The organism is Trinickia mobilis (assembly GCF_017315705.1).
Lineage (GTDB): Bacteria > Pseudomonadota > Gammaproteobacteria > Burkholderiales > Burkholderiaceae > Trinickia_A > Trinickia_A mobilis.
Genome location: NZ_JAFLRF010000010.1, coordinates 153,132 through 178,194 on the forward strand (window position 1 = coordinate 153,132; position 25,063 = coordinate 178,194).

Consider the following 25,063-nt stretch of genomic DNA (forward strand, 5'->3'; position numbering starts at 1 on the left):
AACGTTTTGACGAGAACGAATCAAACGCGTGCGAATCCCGCGCCCGGCGCCGGGACGATGTTCGCGCTGCGCGCCATCGGTCTCGTGATCCTCGCGCGCTGGGTGTATTCGATGTCGCAGATGGGGTACGGCGCGTCGCTGTCGGCGATGACGTCGTCGCCATGGGCTTCCATCAACGTCGTCTTCCTGTTTCTCCTGATTGTCCTGCCGGGCGCTCAGGCTCGCGCCGAGCGTCCGTTTCATCCGCTGCCGCAACGGCTGCGTCAGGCGCTCAGGTTCTTTGCGCTGCTTGGGTTGGCGTTCGCGGTCTCGTCGATCGGCGCATTCATCTGGGCCGCGGGCTGGCGCCGCACCATCAATACGATCGCCGAAACCAACGGCTGGCTCGTCGTCGCGCCGGCGCTCTATGTCGCGGTCATGTGGATTTGCCGTCCGCGCGCGCTGTGGCGCACCAACATCGCGGCCAAGCGTTTCGCAATCGGCCGCTACGCGATTTCGCTCGATGCGGGCACGCGCACCGTCGTCGTGTGGGTCGAGAGCCGCAAGGTCGGGCAGTACGACGCGCGCGAGCTGTCGGTCAAATGGCCGGCGCCGGCCGTGCAGCCTGTCGTGACGCCGCTCGGGGACGTGCGCGCCGTCGAAACCGCGTTGCCGGGCGCCGCGCCGGCGATGGCATCCGCGCACTCGCGTGCGGGCGGCCGGGAGCTGCGGCAACGGATCGAACTCCTGTGGGATTCGCCGGCGGCGGCCGGGCACAACCGGCAGACCGTCTTTCGGGTGCCGCTCGCAACCGAAGGCGATCGCGTCGCGGCCAGGGCGCTCGATGCGACTTTGCAGCAGGTGTCGCCCGATAGCGGTCCCGTCATTCCTCGAGCCTGACCGGCGCTGGCTTGCCGTTTCGCGGCCGCGCGGCTGCGGCATGTCGGCGAGCCGCCGCGCACCATCTCCCGCTTTTTTCGCTCTCGAGACACTTCGAGATTGGCCGCGGCGCCCCCCGGCGACCTGTATCACGAAGTGATATATTGAACCTCCCTCAAATCGTCAGTTTTGCGCGGCGGCGAAGCGTTCCGGCTCGGTTTCCGCCCGCATGCGAACATCATGAAATCGTCCCAGATCGGTATCTGCCGAGCCTATGACCGTCCGCTCAGGGAGCGCGGTGCGCGTTTTCTCGTCGATCGAGTCTGGCCGCGCGGCGTGACGAAAGAAGAACTGCATCTCGACGCCTGGCTGCGCGACGCCGCGCCAAGCGACGAGCTGCGCCGCTGGTTCGGCCACGATCCGAAACGCTGGAGCGAATTCGTGAGCCGTTACCGCTCGGAGCTCGATGCGCATCCTGGCGTCCTGGAGCCAATCCTCGAAGCCGCCGCGAAGGGCCCGGTCACGCTGCTGTTCGGCGCGCGAGATCCCGAGCACAACCAGGCGGTCGTGCTGCGCGACTATTTGCTGGCGAAGCTCGCGCACCACTGACATCAGCAGACATCCGATGCGAAATCAAAAACCCGGTTTGCCGGCGCTCCTCGCCGAGATTCGCACGTGCCGGGTGTGCGAGTACGACTTGCCGCTCGGCCCTCGCCCGGTGCTGCAGGCGGGGCGCGCGGCGCGCGTGCTGATCGTCGGCCAGGCCCCCGGCGCGCGCGTGCACGAGACCGGCGTGCCGTGGAGCGACAAGAGCGGCGAGCGGTTGCGGTCGTGGATGGGCATCGGCGAGGAGACGTTCTACGACGCCTCGCAAATCGCCATCGTGCCGATGGGCTTCTGCTATCCGGGCAAGGGACCATCGGGAGATCTGCCGCCGCGCCGGGAGTGCGCGGAACTGTGGCTGGAGCGTGTGCTTGCCGAGTTGCCGCACGTCGAGCTGACGCTGCTCGTCGGCAGCTACGCGCAGCAGCGTTTCCTCGCCGGCGAGCGCAGGCCGACACTGACGGAGACCGTGCAAGCGTGGCGCGCTTACGGCGAGCATCGGCTGCCGTTGCCGCATCCGTCGCCGCGCAATCAGGGCTGGTTCAAGCATCATCCGTGGTTCGAGCGCGATCTTGTGCCGGTGTTGCGTGCGCGTGTCGCGGCGGTGCTGGCAGGCAAAGGCAACTAACCGCCGAATGACGCGAACCCGGGCGTGAATGGGGGCCGCGGCGCGGGCGAGAGACGTGCGCTTGCGGCTGTCTTAGTGACGGCGCGCGACGGGTTTTTCTCGTCGTTCCATTAGTCGCGCGCGTAAATCAATCGGCCCGAAAACCGGCGTCACGCATCGATCCGCGGCACAAACCCCGCACGAAATCGAGCGTTAGCGACGCGCGTTTGGCGGGGCTATCATTGCACCCCTGGCGTCTCTTCTTGCTTCGCAAACGAGGCATCACCGAGGACGCATTCCGACTCTCCCAGGCATCAGAAAAGGATCCCTCCCATGACATCCGGCGTCATCCGCATTCGCGGAGCCCGTCAGCACAACCTGAAAAACGTCGACCTGGATCTGCACACCGGCGAAATGACCGTGGTCACGGGTCCGTCGGGCTCGGGCAAGTCGAGCCTGGTGTTCGATACGCTGTACGCGGAAGGGCAGCGGCGCTACGTCGAGACATTCAGCGCGTACGCCCGTCAATTTCTGGACCGCATGGACCGGCCGCAAGTGGACCGCGTGGACGGCGTGCCGCCGGCGATCGCGATCGACCAGACCAACCCCGTGCGCAGTTCGCGCTCGACGGTCGGCACGATGACCGAGCTGAACGACCATCTGAAGCTCTTGTACGCGCGCGCCGCCGAACTGTTCGACAAAGAAACCGCGCAAGCCGTGCGGCACGACACGCCGGAAACGATCTACGCCGAATTGCTCGAGCGCAGCAAGGCCGGCGATCCGCGCCTCGCCGTCACGTTCCCGGTCGAGCTGCCGGAATCGGCGACCGAGGCCGAGGTCGAGCAGTGGCTTTCGGCGAGCGGCTACACGCGCGTGCAGGCGCAGCGCGAGGTAGTCAGGGCCCCCACGCTCACTGCGTTCGCTGCCCCCGAAGGGGGCGGCGGTGCGCTTGGGGCGGCCCGGCGCGTACCGCAGTCCCCGACCGGCACGCGCAAGCTGCTCGATGTCGTCGCCGACCGCTTCCGCCTGCAGAAGACCGACAAGGTGCGCGCGGTCGAGGCGATCGAAGCGTCGCTCAAGCGCGGGGCGGGGCGCGTGAACGTTTACGTGCTGCCGGAATCGAGCGGCGACGATGCGCAAGCGAGCGGCACGCCGAGCGCGCCGCAAGTGTGGCGCTTCTCGACCGGCCTCCATTGCCCCGACAGCGATCTGCGCTACGCCGATCCGCAGCCGGGCCTGTTCTCGTTCAATTCGGCGTACGGCGCATGCGACGTGTGCCGCGGCTTTGGCCGCGTGATCGGCGTCGACCTCGGGCTCGTGATTCCCGACGAGCGCAAGACCTTGCGCGGCGGCGCGGTCAAGACGCTGCAGACGCCCGCGTGGAAGGAATGCCAGGACGACCTGATGCGCTACGCGGGGCGCGCCGGCATCCCGGTCAACACGCCTTGGGCGGAATTGACCGCCGAGCAGCGCGACTGGGTCGTCAACGGCTCGCCCGACTGGGACGGCCACTGGCAGCGCCAGTGGTACGGCGTGAAGCGCTTTTTCAGCTACCTCGAATCGAAGGCGTACAAGATGCACATCCGTGTGCTCTTGTCGAAGTACCGCAGCTATACGCCGTGCGAGACCTGCGGCGGCGCGCGCCTGAAGACCGAGTCGCTGTTGTGGCGCCTCGGCACAAAGGTCAACGCGGACGCCGTGCTGGCTCCCGAGGCGCGCTTCATGCCGCACGGCGTTGCGTGGACGCGCCCGCAGCTGGAAGCGTTGCCCGGACTCACCGTGCACGATCTGATGCTGCTGCCGATCGAGCGCATCCGCCGGTTCTTCGACGCGATCACGCTGCCGAGCGCATTGCTCGACGACGCCCTGAAGCTCCTGATCTCCGAAGTGCGCACGCGCCTGAAATACCTCTGCGACGTGGGCCTCGGCTATCTGACGCTCGATCGCCAGAGCCGCACGCTGTCGGGCGGCGAAGTCCAGCGGATCAACCTGACGACCGCGCTCGGCACGTCGCTGACGAAGACGCTCTTCGTGCTCGACGAGCCGAGTATCGGCCTCCATCCGCGCGATCTGAACCGCATCGTCGAGGCGATGCAGCGGCTGCGCGACGCGGGCAATACGCTCGTGGTCGTCGAGCATGATCCGTCGGTGATGCTGGCCGCGGACCGCCTGATCGACATGGGGCCCGGCCCGGGCGAGCGCGGCGGCACGATCGTCTTCGACGGCGCGCCCGGCGATATCCGCAAGGCCGGCACGCTGACGGGCGACTACCTGAGCGGCAGGAAGCATGTCGCCGACGCGTCGCACTGGGCCCGGCGCCAAGTCGACGCGAACACGCCGAAGGTCGTCCTCGAAGGCGCGACCCAGCACAACCTCAAGGACGTGACGGTGGAGATTCCTTTGCAGCGCCTCGTCTGCGTGACGGGCGTTTCCGGCTCAGGCAAATCGACGCTCCTGCAGGACGTGCTGTATCCGGCGCTCGCGCGGCAACTGGGCAAGGCGACCGAAGCGCCCGGCGCGTATCGCCGGCTCACGGGCGCGCATTGCATCGGCGATGTCGTCTTCGTCGACCAATCGCCGATCGGCAAGACCGCGCGCTCGAATCCGGCGAGCTACGTCGGCGCGTTCGACGAGATCCGCAAGCTCTTCGCGAAGGCGCCGCTCGCCGCGCAACGCGGCTATGGCGCGGGCACGTTCAGCTTCAACTCGGGCGACGGACGCTGCCCGACTTGCGGCGGCTCGGGCTTCGAGCACATCGAGATGCAGTTCCTGAGCGATGTCTACTTGCGCTGCCCCGATTGCGACGGCCGCCGCTATCGTGCCGAAGTGCTCGACGTGAAGATCGAGCGCGGGATGCCGCCGCGCGCGCTGTCGATCGCCGACGTGCTCGAACTGACCGTCAACGAGGCCGCGGCGTGCTTCGCGAAGGACGCCGAGGTGCTGCGCGTCCTGCAGCCGATCGTCGACGTGGGCCTCGAATACGTGAAGCTCGGCCAGCCGGTGCCGACGCTGTCGGGCGGCGAAGCGCAGCGCTTGAAGCTTGCGGGCTTCCTCGCGGAGACCGCGCAGGCGCGCGGCAAACAAGGGGCATCCGCCGGCCGGCTCTTCATGTTCGACGAACCGACCACGGGCCTGCACTTCGACGACATCGCCAAGCTGATGCGCTCGTTCAACAAGCTGCTCGCGGGCGGCCATTCGCTGATCGTGATCGAGCACAACCTCGACGTGATCCGCGCGGCGGACTGGCTGATCGACCTCGGCCCCGAGGGCGGCGACGGCGGCGGACGCGTGCTCGTCGCGGGCCCGCCCGACGACGTGAAGGCCTGCGCCGAATCGCACACGGGGCAGGCGCTGATTCAATACGACCAAGCGCTGGGCGTGGCCGCCGCAGCGCAAATCGATACCGGCGTGCCGCTGCAATCGGCGCTCGCTGCGGCTCGCGCACGCCGCGCGGTGGAGGGCGACAACGTCGTGCGCATCGTCAACGCGCGCGAGCACAACCTGAAGGCGCTCGACGTCGACATCCCGCACGGGCGCTTCAACGTCATCACCGGCGTGTCCGGCTCGGGCAAGTCGACGCTCGCGTTCGACATCCTGTTCCATGAAGGCCAGCGCCGCTACCTCGAATCGCTCAACGCCTACGCGCGCTCGATCGTACAGCCCGCGGGGCGGCCCGAAGTCGACGCCGTCTACGGCATTCCGCCGACCGTCGCGATCGAGCAGCGCCTCTCGCGCGGCGGCCGCAAGAGCACGGTCGCGACGACCTCGGAAGTCTGGCACTTCCTGCGCCTGCTCTATGTGAAGCTCGGGATCCAGCATTGCGTGAACGACGGCACGCCCGTCACGTCGCAAAGTGTCGAATCGATCGCGGCGCAACTGCTGCGCGATCACAAGGGCGAGCATGTCGGCTTGCTCGCGCCGCTCGTCGTCAACCGCAAGGGCGTCTATACGGATCTCGCGAAGTGGGCGAAGGCGCGCGGCAATACGCATTTGCGCGTCGACGGCGAGTTCCTGCCGGTCGATCCCTGGCCGAAGCTCGATCGCTTCCGCGAACATACGATCGAGCTGCCCGTTGCCGATCTCGTCGTATCGGCCGATCGCGAAGCCGAGCTGCGCGGCGCGCTCGATCAGACGCTCGAACTCGGCAAGGGCGTCATGCACTTGCTCGCGCCATTGGACGGTCTCGGCGATGCGCTCAGCAACGGTCACGGCACGTCGCGCGTCGGCACGGTGAAGGTGCTGTCGGTGAAGCGCGCGTGCCCGGTGTGCGGCACGAGCTACCCCGAACTCGATCCGCGCATGTTCTCGTACAACAGCAAGCACGGCTGGTGCACGACCTGCGTCGGCACGGGCCTCGCGCTCACGCGCGAGCAGCGCGCGGCGTTCGACGACACGACTTTTGCCGAAGACGGACGCGGCCGCGAGCAGAGCCTGCCGTCGGAGGAGCAGGAGCCGGAAGGCGTCGGCGACGCGCCGTGCCCGGACTGCCACGGCACGCGCCTGAATCCCGCCGCGCGCGCGGTGACGTTCGACGCGCACGCCATCGTCGACGTCGCGCAATGGACGGTGTCCGATACGCGCCGCTGGATCGATGCGCTCAAGATGAGCGGACGCGATGCGCAAATTGCGCGCGACGTGGTCAGCGAGATTCAGAGCCGCTTGCAATTCCTCGAAGAGGTGGGCCTTGGCTACCTGAGCCTCGATCGTGCGGCGCCGAGCCTGTCGGGCGGCGAAGCGCAGCGGATCCGCCTCGCCGCGCAGCTCGGCAGCAATCTGCAGGGCGTCTGCTACGTACTCGACGAACCGACGATCGGCCTCCATCCGCGCGACAACCAGATCCTGCTGAACGCGCTGAAAAAGCTCGGCGACAAGGGCAATACGCTCGTCGTCGTCGAGCACGACGAGGACACGATCCGGCGTGCCGATCACATCATCGATATCGGTCCGGGCGCGGGCAAGCGCGGCGGGCAGTTGGTCGCGCAAGGCGGCGTCGGCGACCTGTCCGCGCGCGCCGATTCGCTGACCGGGCAGTTCCTCGCGGAGCCGATCGTGCATCCGCTGCAGACGCGCCGCGAGGTCGCGCAGGAAACCAAGCGCTCGGCCGCGGTGCCCGAGCGCTGGCTGACCGTGCACGGCGGCAAGCTGCACAACCTGCGCAACGTCACGGCGAACATTCCGCTCGCGCGGCTCGTGGCGATCACGGGCGTGAGCGGCTCGGGCAAATCGACGCTCGCGCGCGACGTGCTGATGACGAACCTGCTCGACGCAGTGGGCCGCTCGGTGCTGTCGTCGCCGGCGACGAGACGCGCGCGCAAGGTCGCGCAGCAGGGCGGAGCAGGCGGGCCGTCCGCGCAGAAGCGTCGCACGAGCGTGCTGGCGCGCTCGGCGCCGCGCGCGTCGCTCAGCGTCACGCACAGCTGGCAAGGCTGCGACTCGATCAGCGGCTGGGAAGCGATCGATCGCGTGCTCGAAGTCGACCAGACGCCGATCGGCAAAACGCCGCGCTCGTGCCCCGCAACCTACATCGGCGTGTGGGACACGATCCGCAAGCTCTTCGCCGACACGCTCGAAGCGCGCGCACGCGGCTACACCGCTTCGCGCTTCTCGTTCAACACCGGCGAAGGACGCTGCCCCGCCTGCGAAGGCCAGGGCGTGCGCACGATCGGCATGAGCTTCCTGCCCGACGTGAAAGTGCCGTGCGACGTCTGCCACGGCCAGCGCTTCAACCCGGAGACGCTCGCGGTGACTTGGCGCGGCAAGAACATCGGCGACGTGCTGACGATGGAGGTCGACGAGGCCGTCGAGTTCTTCGCATCGATGTCGAACATCGCCCATCCGCTGCAATTGATGAAGGACGTGGGCCTCGGTTATCTCACGCTAGGCCAGCCGTCGCCGACGCTCTCCGGCGGCGAGGCGCAGCGCATCAAGCTCGTCACGGAGCTCTCCAAGGTGCGCGACGACATCACGCGCCGCGGCCAAAAGGCGCCGCACACGCTCTACGTGCTCGACGAGCCGACGGTCGGCCTGCACATGGCCGACGTCGCGAAGCTGATTCGCGTGCTGCATCGGCTCGTCGACGGCGGGCATAGCGTCGTCGTGATCGAGCACGATCTCGATGTGATCGCCGAGGCGGACTGGATCATCGATCTCGGGCCGGAGGGCGGTGTCGGCGGCGGCGCGATCGTTGCGGCGGCCGATCCGGAAACGCTCGTGCAGGTGCGCGCGAGCCACACGGGTGCGGCGCTCGCGCCGGTGCTCGCGCGCACGGGCAGTGGCGACACGTCTCGGCGAACGGAAGCGGGGTTGCGGACCGGGTAATGAGCGCCCCCGGGCCTGCCGGTTGCGCGTCGGGCCCCTCGTGGGGCCCGGCTTCGGAAGCGGCCGCAGCCAAGGCGGCTGAGGCGGCTGAGGCGGCTGAGGCGGCGAGCGGGTGCCATCACTCACGCTTCCCCGATCCATTCCGGCTTCTCCTGCGCCGGCGCGGCCTGGCCTTCGGCCGCGCCCTTCACGTGGCTCACCCACAGCAGCGCGACGGCGAGGAGTGCGACGGCCAGCCAGCCGTTCGTCCCGTAGCCGAGGATCTGTCCCGCCGCGCCTTGCGATAGCAGCAAGCCGCCGAGCCAAGCGCCGCAGCCCGTGCCGAGCGCCTGCACCGCGCTGTTCGCGCTCAGGAACGCACCGCGCTGCGAAGGCCCCGGCACCGTGGTGACCAACGCCTGCATCGGCACCATGCGGCCCGACATCGCGACCATGAAGAAGGCGAAGAACACGATGAAAACGGCGAACGGCAGGTCGGGCAGATGGGTGACGAGCAGCACGGGCAGCATCGACACCACGCCGAACACGCGGAAGACCCGGCGGCGCCCGTAGCGGTCGGCGAGCCGGCCGATGGCGCGCGAGGTGAAGAACGTGGCGCCGCCGCCCGCCATGTAGATCCACGACAGCTGCGCGGGCGGCACGCCGTGATTGGCGACCAGCACCGGCGAGATGAACGGGACCACGAGCATGTGCGACAGCATCATCGCGAAAGTGAGCGCGAACGCCTTCAGGTGCCGCGGATAGGTCAGGAGACGCCGCAGCGCGGGCAGCACTTCGGCGAGCGGCGGCGCGTGGTGCACGAGATGCTCGGCCAACTGCGGCACGGCGCGCGAGCAGCCGAGCCAGACCAGCACGGACAGCGCGACGAGGAGCCAAAACGGCGCGCTCCAGCCGAAGTGCGCGCCGAGCACGACGCCGGCCGGCACGCCGGCGATCGCGGCGAGCGAGAACGCCGTCATGATCACGCCGGTTGCGGCGCCGCGGCGCGCGACGGGGATGACGTCGGTGACGATCGCCATGACGACCGAGCCGAGCACGCCGCCCGTGATACCGGCAAACGCGCGGGCGGCGAGCAGCATCGGGAAGCTCGTCGCGCCTGCGCAGGCGAGGTTCGAGAGCGCGAAGAGCGCATACACCGCGAGCAGCAGACGGCGGCGGTCGAAGCGGTCGATATAGGTGGCGGCGAAGAGTCCTGAAAGACCGGAGCACCATGAGTAAGTCGACACCGCCGTCGCGAACGCGGCGGGGCCGATCTCGAACGCGTGCATGATCTGCGGACCCAGGGGCATCATGACCATGAAGTCCATGATGAGCGTGAACTGGGTCAGCGCGAGGAGCCACAGCAGGCTGCGCTCGCGGCCGGGGGGAAGGGCGTACATTTTTTTATGTCCTGTTGTTTGTCATGTCCGTCTGGCGGCCGGCCGCGCGTAAGTCGTCAGTCGTCGATCGACTCGTGAACCGCCGCTGCGCCGCGCCGCCAGTAGCTCGATGCGCGAATGCGCGTCTTGTCGATGCCGCGCTCGGTGCACAGGTGCTGCCGCACCGCGCGGATCGCCGAGGACTCGCCCGCGGCCCACACATAGCCGTCGCCGTCGGGCAGGTAGGTGTCTCGCACGGCTTGCAGCAGCGCATCGTCTTGCCCGCCCGCTTCGTTGCGATGCCGCCAGACGACGTGAAGATCGACGGCCGTGTCGAATTCGATCTGCGCCGAGAAATCGGCGATTTCGAGAATTGCGGCGACGCGCGAACCCGCCGGCAGTTCTTCGAGGCGGCGCGCGATCGCGGGCAGCGCGGTTTCGTCGCCGATCAGCAGATGCCAGTCGAAGCCCGTCGGCACGACGAACGAGCCGCGCGGACCGGCAATCCCGAGATGCTGGCCGGGCCGCGCCTGTGCGGCCCAGGTCGTGGCCGGACCCGCGTCGTGCAGCACGAAGTCGATATCGAGCTCGCGCGCGGCGCGGTCGAAGCGCCGCGGCGTGTAGTCGCGCGCGGTGGGGCGCGGACGGTCGGACGGAAACACGGGGCCGTCCGGGCCGGCAACGGGAAGGGCGGGTTTGTCCGCGCCGGGTTCGGGGAAGAACACCTTGACATGATCGTCGAAGGACGCGGATTCGAAGTCGGCGAGGTCTTCGCCCGTCAGCGTGACGCGCTTCAAAAGCGGCGTCAGCGCCTGGACGCGCTTGACCTGCAGCAGACGGAATTTCAGCGGGTGACGCACGCGCGTCACCGTCAGTTCGGGCCGGTTCTGCATAGATTTATCCAATAGATTCAAACGGTTTCGCCGGCGCTGGGGTCGCTGGCGGGCTTGCCCGCGCCGCCTTCGATTTCGGCGGCTGCGCGCAGCAGGATCGCGGCGATGCGCTGCTGTTCCGCCGTGGATGCGCCCGCGTGGCGCAACAGCGCGCGCTTGAGCGCCTTTTTAGCCTCGTAGAGTTCGGGCAGCCAGCCGCCCGGTTCGGCGTCGCCGGCTTCCTCGCCCGCGTAAGCGCGCCGCACGGAGTCCATGCGGTGGGCGATGTGGGCGAGCTTCGCCAGCATCATGTCGACGCGCTCGCGATTCGCGGCCAGGTGCTCGCGGCCCGGCGCGGCGAGTTCGTAGCGCTTGCGGTTGCCTTCGATCTGGACCGTCACATAGCCCAGTTCTTCCAGATACGTCAGCGCCGGGTACACCATGCCGGGGCTCGGCGCGTAGAAGCCGTTCGAGCGCGCTTCGAGCGCCTTGATCAATTCGTAGCCATGGCGCGGCGCTTCGCCGATCAGCGCGAGGAGCAGCAGTTGCAGGTCGTCGCCGGTGAATTTGCGGCCGCGCGGCAGGCCCTCGTTGTCGCCGTCGAAGCCGCCGCGGCCGCCCCAGTAGCCGCCACTGCCGCCGCGCGAATGAGCGTGGCGGCCGATGGCGTGCCAAAACGCACGGAACGAGAAAGCGTCCGCGAACGCCGGGTCGCGGTCCCAGGCGAAACGGGCGTGATGAGAGTGACGCATGATAGGTGCTCCAGATTCTGTTGTATCGGAAAACATGTCGTAAGATATATATCGAAAGATACAAAGTCAACCTGGAAGTCGGATTTTTTTGAGTCGCCTTGGATGTGGCTTACTGAAGCCGAATCGAAAGGGAAGCGCGGCGCGGGGCGTCTCTCCCGCGCCGCGCCGGTCGAATCGAAGCGAAGCGCCTATTCGCCGGTCCGGCGGCGAGCCGCTTGCAACTGATTGCGGCGCGCTTCGCCCTGGCGCGCCAGCATCCACCCGGGATACTCGGCGGGCAGCCGGCTGACTTCGTCGAGCCGCGCGAGCTCGTCGGCGGAGAGTTCGATCTGTGTCGCGGCGAGGTTGTCGTCGAGCTGCTCGATGCGCTTTGCGCCGACGATGATCGTCGTCACCGCCTCCTGATGCAGCAGCCAGGCGAGCGCGATCTGCGCGACCGACACCCCGCGCGCATCGGCGATCACCCGCATCGCGTCGATGCAGTCATACGCTCGCTCGCGATCCACTGGCGGAAAATCGAACGTCGTGCGCCGGCTGCCGGCCTCGGCGGCTTCCGTTTGCCGTCCGTACTTGCCGGACAAGAGCCCGCCCGCGAGCGGACTCCAGACCATGAGCCCGAGTCCCTCGCTTTTCATCATCGGCACGAGCTCGCGCTCGAGATCGCGGCCCGCGAGCGTGTAATACGCCTGCAGCGATTCGAAACGCGCGAGCCCGCCGCGTTCGGCGATACCCAGCGCCTTGACGATCTGCCACGCGGCCCAGTTCGACACGCCGACATAGCGCACATGTCCCTGCTGCACGAGCGTGTCGAACGCGCGAACGGTCTCTTCGATCGGCGTCGCAGGATCGAAGCCGTGGATCTGGTACAGGTCGATGTGATCGAGCTGCAGGCGCCGCAGGCTCGCCTTGATCCCGTCCATGATGTGATAGCGCGAGGCGCCGAGCGTATTGGGCGTGCTGCCCGTCGCGCCGAACACCTTGGTGGCGATCACGACGCTTTCGCGCGGCACGCGCAGGTTCTTCAACGCCTGTCCCGTGATCTGCTCGGACAGCCCCGCCGAATAGACATCGGCCGTATCGATGAAATTGATGCCCGCATCGAGCGCGCGGCCGATCAGGCGCTCCGCGTCTTCCTGCTGCACGCGGCCGATCTGATCCCAGATGCCGGCGCCTCCGCCGAAGGTCATCGTGCCGAGGCAAAGTTCGGAAACGAAAAGGCCGGTGCGGCCGAGTCGGTTGTAACGCATTCGCAAGTCTCCGTGGGTTGGGGAAGGACGACTTGCTAAGAATAGGTCAGTGCGTCTAATTCATCTCCGCGATCTGCCGCAGCTCGTCGAGCAGCTTCACGGCAGGGCCGGGGAGGATGCCTTGGCGGCGGCGAAACGCGGTCAGCGTGCGGGTGGCCGTCAGGCCGTCGATGTCGAGCGCGCGCATGACGCCGGCCTGGCTTTCGATCCGGTACATCGGCTCGGCCATCCACGACAGGAAGCCGCAGTGCGCGACGAGGCTCTTCAGCACGGTGACGGAGCGGGTCTCGACGACCACGTTCGGCAGCTCGAGCCCGCGCGAGGTGAACGCCTCCTGCATGTGCTCGAACGGCGCGGTGCCGCGCGGCGGCACCGCCCAGCGCGCGTCGTGCGTATCGGCGAGCTGCAGCTTGTGCTTGCTGCGCAAAGGATGATCGTCAGCCGCGACGACAAAGCTGTCGTCCTGCCAGCGGCACTCGGCGATCGCACAGATCTCCTCGGTATCCGGCGCGACGATGCTGAGCGCGAGGTCGATTTCGTGCGTGAGCAGGCCTTCGGCGAGACGGTCCCACACCCCTTCGATGATCTGCACGCGCAGGTTCGGCCACTTGTCGAGCACGCGGCCGATGGCGAGCGGAAGCAGAAGGCTCGCGATGCTGCCGACCGTGCCGACCTTGAGCGTGCCCTTCGCAAGGCCGCGCATCGCGTCGATCTCTTCGCGCGCGTGCTCGGCTTCGCGCAGCAGCAGCATCGCGTGCGGCAGCAACGCGCTGCCGATCGCGGTGAGCTGCATGCCTTTCGTATGCCGCTCGAAAAGCGGTGCGCCGAGATGGTCTTCGAGTCGCTTGACCGTGCGGCTGAGCGCGGGCTGGGTCAGATGCAGCTCGGCGGCGGCGCGGCCGAGGCTTCCGCAAGCGACGATCGTCGTGAACGCGCTCAATTGCTGGAGATTCAACGTCATGTTTGTTGCGCCGGCAGGCGCGCGGAGGGAGTCGGAGCGGGGCCGCTCTCCGTAGACGGATGGGACGGCAGGGCATGCCAAAAGGTAATGCCTTGTGCATCAAAAAAGCAATTTTCAAACATGGGCTGGTCTCGGATACTGCTGCGACATTCCTTCGCGCCGGCCGGCCGAGCGGCGCCACGCAAAGGCATTCCCATGAATACCTCGACAACGCATGGTGCGGGCGTGCAAAGCGCCGTGACAGTCCGCGATGCCGTGATCGACCTTCTGCGCCGGCTTCGCATCACTTCGGTGTTCGCCAATCCGGGGTCGACCGAATTGCCGATGTTCCGCGATTTCCCCGACGATTTCCGCTACGTCCTCGGTCTGCAGGAGGCGGTCGTCGTCGGCATGGCCGACGGCTACGCGCAGGCGAGCGGCCATGCGGCGCTCGTCAATCTGCATTCGGCGGCGGGCGTCGGCAATGCGATGGGCAACCTCTTCACGGCGTACAAGAACCAGACGCCGCTCATCGTGACCGCAGGCCAGCAAGCGCGCTCGATTCTGCCGTTCGATCCGTTCCTGTCTTCGAATGAGGCGACGGAGCTGCCCAAGCCTTACGTCAAGTGGAGCATCGAGCCTTCGCGCGCCGCGGATGTTCCGCTTGCGCTCGCCCGCGCGTATCACGTCGCGATGCAGGAGCCGCGCGGCCCAGTGTTCGTGTCGATTCCGGTCGACGATTGGGATCAGCCCGCTCACTCCGTCGAGCCGACCCAGGTCAGCACCGAAGTGCGTCCCGATCCGCACGCGCTGCAGCAGCTCGGCGCAGCACTCGATGCGTGCCGGCGGCCGGCGTTCGTCGTCGGCGCGTCGGTGGACCGTGCGGGCGCCTGGGAGGGCGTCGTCGCGCTGGCCGAACGGCACCATGCGCGCGTGTTCGTGGCCCCGATGTCCGCGCGTTGCTCGTTTCCCGAGAACCATCGCCTGTTCGCCGGCTTCCTGCCGGCGATGCGCGAGAAGATCGTCGCTGCGCTGGCCGGGCATGACGTGATCGTCGCGCTGGGTGCGCCTGCGTTCACGTACCACGTCGAGGGCTGCGGGCCGCACGTGCCGGAAGGCGCGGCGCTGTTTCAATTGACGGAGGATCCGTCGGTCGCCGCGTGGATCCCGACGGGATCGTCGGTGGTCGGCAATTTGCGGCTCGGCATTGCTGACCTGCTCGCGCGTCCGGCTCCCACCTCCCGCGAATTGCCCTTGCCGCGCGCCGCCCGGCCGCGGGCGGCGCCGACGCCGCTCATGTCGGTGGCGTTCGCGCTGCAGACGCTCGCCGAGGTGCGCGACGCCGCGGACATCGTCGTCGAAGAAGCCCCGAGTTCGCGCCCGGTCATGCAGGACTACCTGCCGATCACGAAGACCGGCACTTTCTACACGATGGCGAGCGGCGGTCTCGGCTACGGCATGCCCGCCGCCGTGGGCGTCGCGCTCGCGCGGCCGGGCGAGCGCGTGATCGGCCTGATCGGCGACGGCTCGAGCATGTACTCGATTCAGGCGCTCTACAGCGCGGCGCGATGGAACTTGCCGATTACGTTCGTCATCCTCAATAACTCGCGCTACGCCGCGCTGCAGGAATTCGCGCCGGTGTTCGGCTTCGCGAAGACCGATCCGGTCCAGGGCACCGATCTGCCCGGCCTCGACTTCGTCGCGCTCGGCGCGGGCATGGGATGCAAGGGCACGCGCGTGGCCGATCCCGCGTTGCTGAAAAACGTGCTGACGGCGGCGCTCGCGTCGCGCGAGCCGGCGGTGGTCGAAGTGATCGTCGCTTGAGGTGCGGCGGCGCGGTCCGCGGCCGTCCAACCCCCAAAACAAATTCTCAGGAGACACGCATATGCACCAGGTTTCGATGCTGATCGACGGCGAGCATGTCCGGGCGAGCAACGGCGCGACGTTCGAGCGCCGCAATCCGCTCGACGGCGAGACCGCGTCGCGCGCCCCCGCTGCAACGCTCGACGACGCGCGCCGCGCCGTACACGCGGCTTCGAATGCATTCCCGGGCTGGGCAGCGATGGGTCCGACCGAGCGCCGCCACCTGCTGACACGTGCCGCCGGCGCGCTCGAAGGCAAAGCCGACGCGTTCGCCGCAGCGATGGCCGCCGAGACCGGTGCATCGCGCATCTGGGCCGATTTCAACGTGCGTCTGGCGGCCGAGGGCTTGCGCGAGGCCGCGGCGCTGACGACGCAAATCGCGGGCGAAGTGATTCCGTCGGATGTGCCCGGCAGCCTCGCAATGGCCGTGCGCCTGCCCGCGGGCGTCGTGCTCGGCATCGCGCCCTGGAACGCGCCGGTGATCCTCGCGGTGCGCGCGCTCGCGCTGCCGCTTGCGTGCGGCAATACGGCCGTGCTCAAGGGCTCGGAGTTGTGCCCGGCCACGCATGGGCTGGTCGCCGAGGCATTGAACGAAGCGGGGCTGCCGAAGGGCGTCGTCAACTTCATCACGAATGCGCCGGACGACGCCGGCGCGGTCGTCGAAGCGCTGATCGCCGAGCGCGCGGTGCGGCGCGTGAACTTCACCGGCTCGACGCGCGTCGGCAAGATCATCGCCGCGGGTTGTGCGAAGCATCTGAAGCCGGCCGTGCTGGAGCTGGGCGGCAAGGCGCCGTTCATCGTGCTCGACGACGCGGACCTCGACGCGGCGGTCAACGCGTGCGCGTTCGGCGCGTTCGCGAATTCCGGTCAGATCTGCATGTCGACGGAACGCATCATCGTCGCGGAGGCAATCGCCGATGCGTTCGTCGAGCGGCTCGCGGCCAAGGCGCGAGCTTTGCCGCTCGGCGATCCGCGCAAGGGAGCCGTTGTGCTCGGCTCGGTAGTCGACATGACGACGGTCGCGCGCTGCAACGCGCTGATCGACGACGCGCTCGCCGCAGGCGCGCGGCTCGTCTGCGGCGGCAAGGCCGACAGCACGCTGATGCCGGCGACGCTGCTCGATCGCGTCACACCGGCCATGCGCATCTACGCGGAGGAGTCGTTCGGCCCGGTGAAGCCGATCGTGCGCGTGCGCGACGACGACGAGGCCGTCGCCTGCGCGAACGACAACGAATACGGGCTGTCGTCGGCGGTCTTCAGCCGCGACATCGCACGCGCGATGCAGCTTGCGAAGCGCATTGAATCGGGCATTTTCCACATCAACGGGCCGACCGTCCACGACGAAGCGCAGATGCCGTTCGGCGGTGTCAAGTCGAGCGGCTTCGGGCATTTCGGCGGTATGGCCGGGGTGGCCGAATTCACCGATCTGCGCTGGATGACGGTGCAGACCACGCCGCGCCAGTATCCGTTCTGAGCGAGCGTGCCCGTGCAAATGGACAGGCTGAGGGCAGGCACTGCTCGCGGCGCTGTCGATCGTGCTGGACGGATTCGACGGCCAGTTGATCGGCTTTGCGATTCCCGTCCTCATCAAGGAGTGGGGCATCACGCGCAACGCGTTTGCGCCCGCGGTGGCGGCCGGGCTGATCGGCATGGGCATCGGCAGCGCGCTCGGCGGTGTCTGCGCGGACCGCTTCGGGCGGCGCTGGGCGATCCTCCTGAGCGTATTGACGTTCGGCGCGGCAACCTGCGCGATCGGCCTGGCCAATAACGTGGCGACGATCGCCGTGCTGCGCTTCATCGCCGGACTCGGCGTCGGCGGCGCGCTGCCGGCGGCGACCACGATGACCGCCGAATTCACGCCGGCGCGGCGGCGGACGCTGGCCGTCACTGCGACCATCCATCGTGTGCGTGCCGCTCGGCGGCATGCTGGCCGGGTTGTTCTCGAGCCAAGTACTCGCGCATCACGGCTGGCGCGCGCTGTTCTTCATCGGCGGGACGCTGCCGCTCGGCATGGCCGTGCTGCTGTTCGCCGCGCTGCCCGAATCGCCGCGCTTTCTCGCGCGCGTGCCGGCTCGCTGGGGCGAACTGCGCGCGCTACTCGCGCGCATGTCGCGGCCGGCGCAGACGAACATCCCCTTCGCGGACGCGAACGAGCAGAAGGCCGAGGCGCGCGCCGGATTCGGCGCGTTGTTCGAGCCGGGACGCCGCCGGGATACGCTCGCGATCTGGTGCGCGTTCTTCATGTGCCTGCTGGCGGTCTATAGCGCGTTCAGCTGGCTGCCGACGATGCTGGCCTCCGAGGGACTCGCCGTTTCGGTCGCGGGCACGGGGCTGATTGCCTATAACCTAGGCGGCGTGCTCGGCGCTTTGTGCTGCGCGCTGGCGATCACGCGCTTCGGTTCGCGCTGGCCGCTCTTGCTCTGCGCGGCGGGCGGCGCGGCGACGGCGTTCATGCTGCGCGAAGTGAATGCGGCGGAGCATACAGGCTGGCTCGTGCTGGGCCTCGGTCTGCACGGCTTGTTCGTGAATGCAGTGCAGTCGACGATGTACGCGCTGTGCACGTTCGTCTACCCGACGCTCGTGCGGGCGACAGGGACGGCGGCCGCGCTCGCATTTGGGCGGCTCGGCGCGATTCTCGGTGCGTTTGCGGGAGCGATGGTGATCACGGCGGGCGGCGCGCCGCTGTATTTGGGGATGCTTGGCGTGGCGATGTGTCTGGTTTGCGTGGCGCTGATGGTGGTCAAGCGGCACATTGCGCCGTTGCAGGGGTAGAAGATGAGTGTCCGCATGGGCGTGACACTTGCGCTCGCGCGGTTTCGGCGTTCGATGCCCCTGCGGGCACCGAAGCGACTCGGACGAACACCGCAGAAATTTGCCGCATAAAGCAAAAAGCCCTCGACATTTGCCGAGGGCTTTTTTTCTTCGGTGTCGGGCACCAGGAATTCTGGTGGGTAGTACTGGGATCGAACCAGTGACCCCTGCCGTGTGAAGGCAGTGCTCTACCGCTGAGCTAACCACCCGAAGAGCGTCGAATTATGTCAGAGCTTCGCGGGATCGTAAAGCACTTTCTAAGCGGCTTGCGTGTCGGCGGCTTTGGCAGCGTCGGCCGGCTCCGCCGGGGCTGGTTCGCGCCGCCATACGCTCGTGCCTTTGATCGCCTTGTCGAGATCGTCGAGCACCGCCTGATGCGCCGACAGCTCGTCTTCGCCGGCAGTGAGCACCGGCAGCGCCAGCGATTCGAGCGCGACGCGCGGACCGGCCTCGCCGCCTTCCGCCGCCGCCTCGCCGAGCATATCGATGACGAGGCTCTCCTGGCCGCGCGTCATCGCCAGATACACTTCCGCAAGCAGCTCGGAGTCGAGCAGCGCGCCGTGCAGCGTCCGGTGGGCGTTGCTGATGCCGAAGCGGTCGCACAGCGCGTCGAGCGAATTGCGCTTGCCCGGGAACATCGACTTCGCACGCACGAGCGTATCGATCACGTCGCCGCACGTCTGAGTGAACGGCTGCAGACCGAGCAACGCAAACTCGGCATCGAGAAAGCCAAGGTCGAACGGCGCGTTGTGAATGATGAGCTCGGCGTCTCCGAGGAAATCGCGCAGTTGATCGACGATCTCGGCGAACTTGGGCTTGTCGCTCAGGAATTCGGTCGTCAGCCCGTGGACCGCAAGCGCGCCCGGGTCGCTGTCGCGTTCCGGGTTGACGTAGAAGTGCAGATTGTTGCCAGTCAGCCGGCGGTTCACGATTTCGACGCCGCCGATTTCGATGATGCGGTCGCCCGTGCGCGCATTGAGGCCGGTGGTTTCAGTGTCGAGAACGATTTGGCGCATGGTGTCGGATAGCTTGATTCGTCAGTCGAGTTAAGGAAGGGCGGTGCGCGCTCGGCTTTCGGCGAGCGCGGCCACGCCGCGGTTCGCGAGCGCGTCGGCGCGCTCGTTCTCGGGGTGTCCCGCGTGGCCCTTGACCCAGCGCCATTCGATCTCATGCTGAGCGACGAGCGCGTCGAGCCGCTTCCACAAATCGGCGTTCTTCACCGGGGTCTTCGCTGCGGTCATCCAGTTCTTTTTCTTCCAGCCGTGAATCCACTCACTGATGCCTTTTTGCACGTATTGCGAATCGGTATGCACGATCGCCTTGCAGGGGCGCTTCAGCGCTTCGAGGGCGGCGATCACCGCCATCAGTTCCATCCGGTTGTTCGTCGTCGACGCTTCGCCGCCGAAGAGTTCCTTTTCCTGCGTGCCGTAGCGCAACAACGCGCCCCAGCCGCCGGGGCCGGGGTTGCCCTTGCAGGCGCCGTCCGTGAAGATTTCGATGAGCTCAGATGTCATATTTCCGGGTGGTATGGGTTTTCTGGGTGGCCGCGGGCGTGAGGCCGGGAGCCAAGACCGGCTTTTTCACCTTCATCGCGCCGACGAGGCGCATGCCGCGCACGCGCTTGATCGCCGTGACCATGTAGGACGCGCCGAAGATCGGCCACCAGCGGTCGCCGGCTGCTTCCATGAACGCATAGCGCGCGAACCATTTATCGGTGGCGAGGGGCGGACGATAGCAGCCGAAGCGTCCGCGTTCAAGTTCGAAGCCGAGCAGCTTGATCCAGTCCTTGAGCCGCGTGAACGCGATCAGGTCGTGCGCGGCGGGCACGAAAGGACGCCCCGCCATCTTGCCGAACGATTGCCGCGCGCCCCACAGGCTCAGCGAATTGAAGCCGAGGATGATCAGTTGGCCTTCGGGCATCAGCACGCGCTCGGCTTCGCGCAGAAGGCGGTGCGGATCGCTCGTGAATTCGAGCGTGTGCGGCATCACGATGAGATCGACGCTCTGCGCTTCGAACGGCAGATCGAGCAGGTCGCACCAGACGGTCGTGCGGCCGTCGGGTGCGTGACGGTCGCTGGGCGTGGCCGATTCGCCGCAGCCGGCAAGCGAGTTCGCGCGCGGGTATTCGTACGGGGCGCTGGCGCCGCTGGCTGCGTCGAGGACCAGGCCGCGGCACGGCATCCGGTTCTCGCGCAGTGCGTCGAGCTGGGGTAGGCCGAGCTGCAGCGCGTGATAACCGAAAACGTTGGACACGACCCGATCCAACTGCGCCTGCTCCCATGCGAGCACGTAGCGTCCGGGCGGCGAATCGGTCCAGGCGGGCCAGTCTATAATCGATCGATCAGGCATATGGAGGATGGCGTCGCCTATGAAATCGCTGGAATACGTGCCGGTGCCGGCATTTGAAGACAACTATATCTGGCTCGTTTCCGACGGGTGCGACGCGTTTGCCGTCGACCCGGGGGAGGCCGCTCCGGTCCGCGCGTATCTGGCGAAGCGGGGGTGGCGGCTGACCGCTATTTTACTCACGCACCACCATCAGGACCACGTCGGCGGAGTGGCCGAGTTGCTGAGGACTCAGCCCGCATCGCATCCTTTGGCCGTGTACGGTCCGGCCGACGAGGCGATCGACCGCCTGACCCAACGCTTGCGCGGCGGCGACCGCGTGCAGATCGCGTCGCCTGCCGCCGAATTCACGGTGCTCGACGTCCCGGGCCACACGAGCGGCCACATCGCCTACTTTCAGGCTGCCGATCCGCGCGGCACGCCGCACGTGTTCTGCGGCGACACGCTGTTCGCCTGCGGCTGCGGGCGTCTCTTCGAGGGCACGCCGCGCCAGATGCTCGCGTCGCTCGATGCCCTCGCCGCATTGCCGGGCGCGACCGAAGTGCATTGTGCGCACGAGTACACACTGTCGAACATCAAGTTCGCGCTCGCTTGCGAACCGGGCAATGCCGACTTGCATGCCTGGCATGAAGAAGCGCACGCACGCCGCGCGCGCAACGAGCCGACCTTGCCGACCACGATCGCGCATGAGCGCGCCGTGAACCCGTTCCTGCGCGCGGACGTGGCCGCAGTCCAGCACACGCTTGCCGAGCAATTGCACGAAACGGTGCCGGATCGGCTGACCTCGTTCACGCTGATGCGCGAGTGGAAAAATCGATTCCGCTGAGGAAATGAAGAATTGGGGGACAAGCTCATCTCAATACTAGAGAACGTGTGCCAACCCTCAGATTTCGAAGGTTTTTTTTCGCCTTTTTCTTATTGACGCAGGAGGCACACTTTCGTACTATCGCCTGCAATTTCCAGCCTTTTGGAATCCGAGACGTTCCATGCGATTCATTTCCAGCGCGCTATTGGTCCTGACGCTCGCCGCGTGCGCGAGCCAAGGCCCGATAGCGTCCAATCCAGCTGCAGCTTCTGATCCGCAAGCCGTATCCGATACCCTCCGCAAGACCGCCGCCGCCAACGAAACCATCGATGTCGACAACAGCTCGGTTGATCAACTGGAGAGTCAAGACGCTGATCTTTGGGGCCGCATACGCCGTGGTTTTCAGATTCCCGACCTGCAAAGCGATCTCGTCGACATGCAGGCCAACTGGTATGCGCAGCGCCCGGACTACGTCCAGCGCATGACGGAGCGCTCGCAAAAGTACCTGTATCACATCGTCGAAGAGCTCGAGGCGCGGAACATGCCGACCGAGCTTGCCCTCTTGCCGTTCGTCGAATCCGCGTATAACCCGCAGGCGCTGTCGGTCGCGAAGGCGGCCGGGATGTGGCAGTTCGTGCCGGGTACCGGCAAGACCTACAAGCTCAAGCAGAACATGTGGCAGGACGAGCGCCGCGACGTGCTCGCGTCGACGAGCGCGGCGCTCGATTACTTGTCCCGTCTGCATGACATGTTCGGCGACTGGTATCTGGCGCTTGCCGCATACAACTGGGGCGAGGGCAATGTGCAGCGCGCGATCGCCCGCAACCAGGCGGCCGGCCTGCCGACCGACTATCAAAGCCTGCGCATGCCGAACGAGACGCGCAACTACGTGCCGAAGCTGCAGGCGATCAAGAACATCGTGATGAACCCGCGGCAGTATGGCCTGACGCTGCCGGACATCCCGAACCACCCGTATTTCGTGACGGTCACGACGTCGCACGACATCGACGTGACGATGGCCGCGAAGCTCGCGAACATGACGACCGACGAGTTCCGCTCGCTCAATCCGTCGTTCTCGAAGCCGGTCATTCTCGGTGCGACCCAGCCGCAGATCCTGCTGCCGTTCGATAACGCCAGCGCGTTCGAGCGCAATCTGAAGTCGTACTCCGGCGCGCTGTCGTCGTGGACCACTTACACGGTGAACGAGCGCACGACGCCTGCGGCGCTCGCCGAGAAGATCGGCGTCGACGCGGACACGCTGATGTCGGTGAACAAGATTCCGGTGGGCATGCGCTTGAAGTCGGGTTCGACGCTCGTCGTGCCGCGCACCGATGATGACGACGAGGACATCAGCGCCGACGTCGCCGAAAGCGCAGTGCTCGCGATGGAGCCCGACGTCCCCGATACGCGCAAGATGCTCATCCGCGTTCGCCGCAACCAGCCGATGTCGGCGCTGGCGAGCCGTTACGGCGTCTCCGTCGCGCAATTGAAGGGCTGGAACAAGACGAAGCGCGATGTTGTGATGCCGGGTCAGGTGATCGTTCTGCACGTGCCGGTCGGCAAGGCGATGCCGGCCGAGCCCGGACCGCAGAAGATCGCCACGGCGATTCCGGCCGGCGGCCGCATCGAGAAGGTCGATGCGCGCGTTTCGGACGCGAAGAATAATTCGCGCTACGATAGCAAGAAGGGTCGGGGTCAGGCGACGGCCAAGGCCGTCAAGGTGGCCGATCCGGCCGGCAAGTCGAAGTCGTCGAAAGCCGGGGGTTCGCCGAGCTCGACCAACAAGGCGTCGAAGGCTGCAGCTAGCCGCCCGAAGACTGCGGCCGGGGCGCAGAAGCACAAGCCACAATAAGCGGCTCCCACGAAGGTGACCCCATGCGCTGCGGGGGCAGCGCATGAAGTGCGCTCCGATCACCTCTCGTTCTTTTCAGGCGCCGTCACGTGTGTGACGGCGTTTTCGTTTGTCGACCCGAGTTAGCGCTTCAGCGGTTACTCGGGTCCCATGCAGAGCGGTCGACCCGAGTTAGCGCTTCAGCGGTTACTCGGGTCCCATGCAGAGCGGTCGACCCGAGCATGACTCGCGGCGTTTGCGGGGATCTTCGGCGGGTGTACGATCGCCGCATTACAAGTTGCGCTTCGCGGAGCCCCGCCGCGCGGTGAGCCGCCTTGCGAGAGTCTGTCGCATGGCTTCCGTCACCATTTCGCGATTGAGGGAAGGCCTATTTCCCGCTATAATTTGAAAGTTTGCACTAATCAACCCGCACCCTAGCGCCTACCTTCCCCACACCGTTTATCCGCCGCATATCGCGTGATTTGGCGTGATTGGAGCGTGCTGCCGAGGCGTCCGTACGACGGACTGCATTGCGCCCTCCAACGTCAGCCGCGACAGCGAGCGGGCTCCTCGCACGCACATTTTTGCGATGGTCGCGATTCAAGCGAGAGCCCGCACGTCGGAGAGACAGGTCGGCAACAGGGTGTTCCCCCAAGGAGCCTCTCGTGTTGCCGTCTTTTTCTCCCGCAATATTCGCGCTCGCCGACGGCACGGTCTTTCGTGGCTATTCGATCGGCGCGCCCGGTCACACGATCGGCGAAGTCGTGTTCAATACCGCGATCACCGGCTATCAGGAAATCCTGACGGACCCGAGTTACGCGCGCCAGATCGTTACCCTCACGTATCCTCATATCGGCAACGTCGGCGTCAATGCTGAAGATGTCGAGGCGACGAAAGTCCATGCCGCCGGCCTGATCGTGCGTGATCTGCCGGTTCTCGCGTCCAACTTCCGGATGGAACGTACGCTCTCGGAGTACTTGGGAGATGAGGGCGTCGTCGCGATCGCGGGCATTGACACGCGCAAGCTGACGCGCGTGCTGCGCGACAAGGGCGCGCAAAGCGGCTGCATTCTCGCCGGCAGCGGCGACGAAGCCGAGGCCATCGAACTCGCTCGCTCGTTCCCGGGGCTCGCCGGGATGGATCTCGCGAAGGTCGTCTCGACCACGAAGCCGTTCGAATGGACTCAGACCGAATGGCGCCTTGAAGGCGGCTACGGCGCGCAACGCACGCCGAAGTATCGCGTCGTCGCGTTCGACTACGGCGTCAAGCACAACATCCTGCGCATGCTGGCCGAGCGCGGCTGCCAGGTCACCGTTCTGCCGGCTCAGGCCAGCGCGGCCGAAGCCCTGGCGCTCAATCCGGACGGCGTGTTCTTGTCGAACGGCCCTGGCGATCCCGAGCCTTGCGACTACGCGATTGCCGCGACCAAGACGTTCATCGAACGCGGCGTGCCGACCTTCGGCATCTGCCTGGGGCACCAGATCATGGGCCTTGCGGTCGGCGCGAAGACGATGAAGATGAAGACGGGCCACCACGGCGCCAATCACCCGGTGAAGGATCTGATCGATGGCCGCGTCGTGATCACGTCGCAGAATCACGGCTTTGCGGTCGATGCCGACACGTTGCCCGCGAATGCACGCGCGACGCACATCTCGCTTTTCGACGGCACGCTCCAGGGCTTCGAATTGACCGACAAGCCGGCGTTCTGCTTCCAGGGACACCCGGAGGCGTCGCCCGGGCCGCACGACATCGGCTATCTGTTCGACCGCTTTACCGTGTTGATGGACGCGAAGCGCGCGCGCAGCAACGCGGCAGCGTAACGAACGACCAGGCGATAACGGCAAACCGAGCG

The 25,063-nt window shown here is 66.9% G+C and carries 17 protein-coding genes, 1 tRNA gene and 1 pseudogene; 10 read left to right on the forward strand and 9 right to left on the reverse strand.

The window, feature by feature from the left end:
• Positions 1-6 precede the first annotated feature (6 nt).
• From J3489_RS16265 to uvrA, 4 genes are all read left to right on the forward strand, one after another.
• Positions 7-879 carry a hypothetical protein gene (locus J3489_RS16265; RefSeq protein WP_206999672.1) on the forward strand — a complete coding sequence of 291 codons (873 nt, stop codon included), beginning with the start codon at positions 7-9 and terminating at the stop codon, positions 877-879.
• Positions 880-1,098: 219 nt separating this feature from the next.
• Positions 1,099-1,467 carry a DUF488 domain-containing protein gene (locus J3489_RS16270; protein WP_206999673.1) on the forward strand — a complete coding sequence of 123 codons (369 nt, stop codon included), beginning with the start codon at positions 1,099-1,101 and terminating at the stop codon, positions 1,465-1,467.
• A gap of 16 nt (positions 1,468-1,483) precedes the next feature.
• On the forward strand, positions 1,484-2,089 hold the full coding sequence (locus J3489_RS16275; RefSeq protein ID WP_206999674.1) for a uracil-DNA glycosylase family protein: 606 nt from the start codon (positions 1,484-1,486) through the stop codon (positions 2,087-2,089).
• Between the two features lie 312 nt (positions 2,090-2,401).
• Positions 2,402-8,386, forward strand: coding sequence for an excinuclease ABC subunit UvrA (gene uvrA, locus J3489_RS16280; protein ID WP_206999675.1), 5,985 nt, complete (start codon positions 2,402-2,404; stop codon positions 8,384-8,386).
• A 122-nt stretch (positions 8,387-8,508) separates the two neighbouring features.
• Here uvrA and J3489_RS16285 read toward each other — a convergent pair whose 3' ends face one another.
• The 5 genes from J3489_RS16285 to J3489_RS16305 all read right to left on the reverse strand — a co-directional run bounded on the left by J3489_RS16285 (position 8,509) and on the right by J3489_RS16305 (position 13,576).
• Positions 8,509-9,765, reverse strand: a complete 1,257-nt coding sequence (locus tag J3489_RS16285) for an MFS transporter (RefSeq protein WP_206999676.1) — start codon at positions 9,763-9,765, stop codon at positions 8,509-8,511.
• 56 nt (positions 9,766-9,821) lie between these two features.
• Positions 9,822-10,637 (reverse strand): siderophore-interacting protein, encoded by an 816-nt coding sequence (locus J3489_RS16290; RefSeq protein ID WP_206999677.1) that lies wholly within the window; start codon positions 10,635-10,637, stop codon positions 9,822-9,824.
• Positions 10,638-10,654: 17 nt separating this feature from the next.
• On the reverse strand, positions 10,655-11,368 hold the full coding sequence (locus J3489_RS16295) for a PadR family transcriptional regulator (RefSeq protein ID WP_206999678.1): 714 nt from the start codon (positions 11,366-11,368) through the stop codon (positions 10,655-10,657).
• A gap of 188 nt (positions 11,369-11,556) precedes the next feature.
• The gene (locus J3489_RS16300) at positions 11,557-12,615 is read right to left on the reverse strand and encodes an aldo/keto reductase (RefSeq protein WP_206999679.1); all 1,059 of its coding nucleotides are present in this window, start codon (positions 12,613-12,615) and stop codon (positions 11,557-11,559) included.
• Between the two features lie 55 nt (positions 12,616-12,670).
• Positions 12,671-13,576, reverse strand: a complete 906-nt coding sequence (locus tag J3489_RS16305; protein ID WP_206999681.1) for a LysR family transcriptional regulator — start codon at positions 13,574-13,576, stop codon at positions 12,671-12,673.
• Positions 13,577-13,771: 195 nt separating this feature from the next.
• On the opposite strand from J3489_RS16305, the gene mdlC reads away from it, so the two are divergent.
• The 3 genes and pseudogenes from mdlC to J3489_RS16320 form a co-directional block, all read left to right on the forward strand.
• Entirely contained in the window at positions 13,772-15,379 is a 1,608-nt protein-coding gene (gene mdlC / locus J3489_RS16310; RefSeq protein WP_206999683.1) for a benzoylformate decarboxylase, read from the forward strand.
• A 61-nt stretch (positions 15,380-15,440) separates the two neighbouring features.
• Complete coding sequence (locus J3489_RS16315) at positions 15,441-16,892, forward strand: aldehyde dehydrogenase (RefSeq protein WP_206999685.1); 1,452 nt, start codon at positions 15,441-15,443, stop codon at positions 16,890-16,892.
• Positions 16,893-16,932: 40 nt separating this feature from the next.
• Positions 16,933-18,190 (forward strand): annotated as a pseudogene (locus J3489_RS16320) (MFS transporter); the annotation flags it as partial.
• 173 nt (positions 18,191-18,363) lie between these two features.
• On the opposite strand, the gene J3489_RS16325 reads toward J3489_RS16320, so the two are convergent.
• The 4 genes from J3489_RS16325 to J3489_RS16340 form a co-directional block, all read right to left on the reverse strand.
• Positions 18,364-18,438: transfer RNA gene (locus J3489_RS16325), tRNA-Val, on the reverse strand.
• 48 nt (positions 18,439-18,486) lie between these two features.
• On the reverse strand, positions 18,487-19,245 hold the full coding sequence (dnaQ, locus tag J3489_RS16330; protein ID WP_206999686.1) for a DNA polymerase III subunit epsilon: 759 nt from the start codon (positions 19,243-19,245) through the stop codon (positions 18,487-18,489).
• A 30-nt stretch (positions 19,246-19,275) separates the two neighbouring features.
• Positions 19,276-19,743: a ribonuclease HI gene (gene rnhA, locus J3489_RS16335; protein ID WP_206999687.1), complete on the reverse strand. Its 468-nt coding sequence runs from the start codon at positions 19,741-19,743 to the stop codon at positions 19,276-19,278.
• Positions 19,733-20,578 (reverse strand): class I SAM-dependent methyltransferase, encoded by an 846-nt coding sequence (locus tag J3489_RS16340; RefSeq protein ID WP_206999688.1) that lies wholly within the window; start codon positions 20,576-20,578, stop codon positions 19,733-19,735. Before J3489_RS16340 ends, rnhA begins: the two co-directional genes overlap by 11 nt.
• A gap of 19 nt (positions 20,579-20,597) precedes the next feature.
• Here J3489_RS16340 and gloB point away from each other — a divergent pair, with 19 nt between their 5' ends.
• The 3 genes from gloB (at position 20,598) to carA (ending at position 25,031) form a co-directional block, all read left to right on the forward strand.
• On the forward strand, positions 20,598-21,401 hold the full coding sequence (gene gloB / locus J3489_RS16345; RefSeq protein ID WP_206999689.1) for a hydroxyacylglutathione hydrolase: 804 nt from the start codon (positions 20,598-20,600) through the stop codon (positions 21,399-21,401).
• A gap of 160 nt (positions 21,402-21,561) precedes the next feature.
• Positions 21,562-23,232: a transglycosylase SLT domain-containing protein gene (locus J3489_RS16350; protein ID WP_206999690.1), complete on the forward strand. Its 1,671-nt coding sequence runs from the start codon at positions 21,562-21,564 to the stop codon at positions 23,230-23,232.
• 644 nt (positions 23,233-23,876) lie between these two features.
• Entirely contained in the window at positions 23,877-25,031 is a 1,155-nt protein-coding gene (gene carA, locus J3489_RS16355) for a glutamine-hydrolyzing carbamoyl-phosphate synthase small subunit (RefSeq protein WP_206999691.1), read from the forward strand.
• The last annotated feature ends 32 nt before the right edge of the window (positions 25,032-25,063 follow it).

Bases quoted from the DNA above. Each gene is read 5' to 3' on its own strand.
- J3489_RS16270 (WP_206999673.1), top strand. From the start codon at position 1,099: ATGAAATCGTCCCAGATCGGTATCTGCCGAGCCTATGACCGTCCGCTC.
- J3489_RS16275 (WP_206999674.1), top strand. From the start codon at position 1,484: ATGCGAAATCAAAAACCCGGTTTGCCGGCGCTCCTCGCCGAGATTCGC.
- uvrA (WP_206999675.1), top strand. From the start codon at position 2,402: ATGACATCCGGCGTCATCCGCATTCGCGGAGCCCGTCAGCACAACCTG.
- J3489_RS16285 (WP_206999676.1), bottom strand. From the start codon at position 9,765: ATGTACGCCCTTCCCCCCGGCCGCGAGCGCAGCCTGCTGTGGCTCCTC.
- J3489_RS16290 (WP_206999677.1), bottom strand. From the start codon at position 10,637: ATGCAGAACCGGCCCGAACTGACGGTGACGCGCGTGCGTCACCCGCTG.
- J3489_RS16295 (WP_206999678.1), bottom strand. From the start codon at position 11,368: ATGCGTCACTCTCATCACGCCCGTTTCGCCTGGGACCGCGACCCGGCG.
- J3489_RS16300 (WP_206999679.1), bottom strand. From the start codon at position 12,615: ATGCGTTACAACCGACTCGGCCGCACCGGCCTTTTCGTTTCCGAACTT.
- J3489_RS16305 (WP_206999681.1), bottom strand. From the start codon at position 13,576: ATGACGTTGAATCTCCAGCAATTGAGCGCGTTCACGACGATCGTCGCT.
- mdlC (WP_206999683.1), top strand. From the start codon at position 13,772: ATGAATACCTCGACAACGCATGGTGCGGGCGTGCAAAGCGCCGTGACA.
- J3489_RS16315 (WP_206999685.1), top strand. From the start codon at position 15,441: ATGCACCAGGTTTCGATGCTGATCGACGGCGAGCATGTCCGGGCGAGC.
- dnaQ (WP_206999686.1), bottom strand. From the start codon at position 19,245: ATGCGCCAAATCGTTCTCGACACTGAAACCACCGGCCTCAATGCGCGC.
- rnhA (WP_206999687.1), bottom strand. From the start codon at position 19,743: ATGACATCTGAGCTCATCGAAATCTTCACGGACGGCGCCTGCAAGGGC.
- J3489_RS16340 (WP_206999688.1), bottom strand. From the start codon at position 20,578: ATGCCTGATCGATCGATTATAGACTGGCCCGCCTGGACCGATTCGCCG.
- gloB (WP_206999689.1), top strand. From the start codon at position 20,598: ATGAAATCGCTGGAATACGTGCCGGTGCCGGCATTTGAAGACAACTAT.
- J3489_RS16350 (WP_206999690.1), top strand. From the start codon at position 21,562: ATGCGATTCATTTCCAGCGCGCTATTGGTCCTGACGCTCGCCGCGTGC.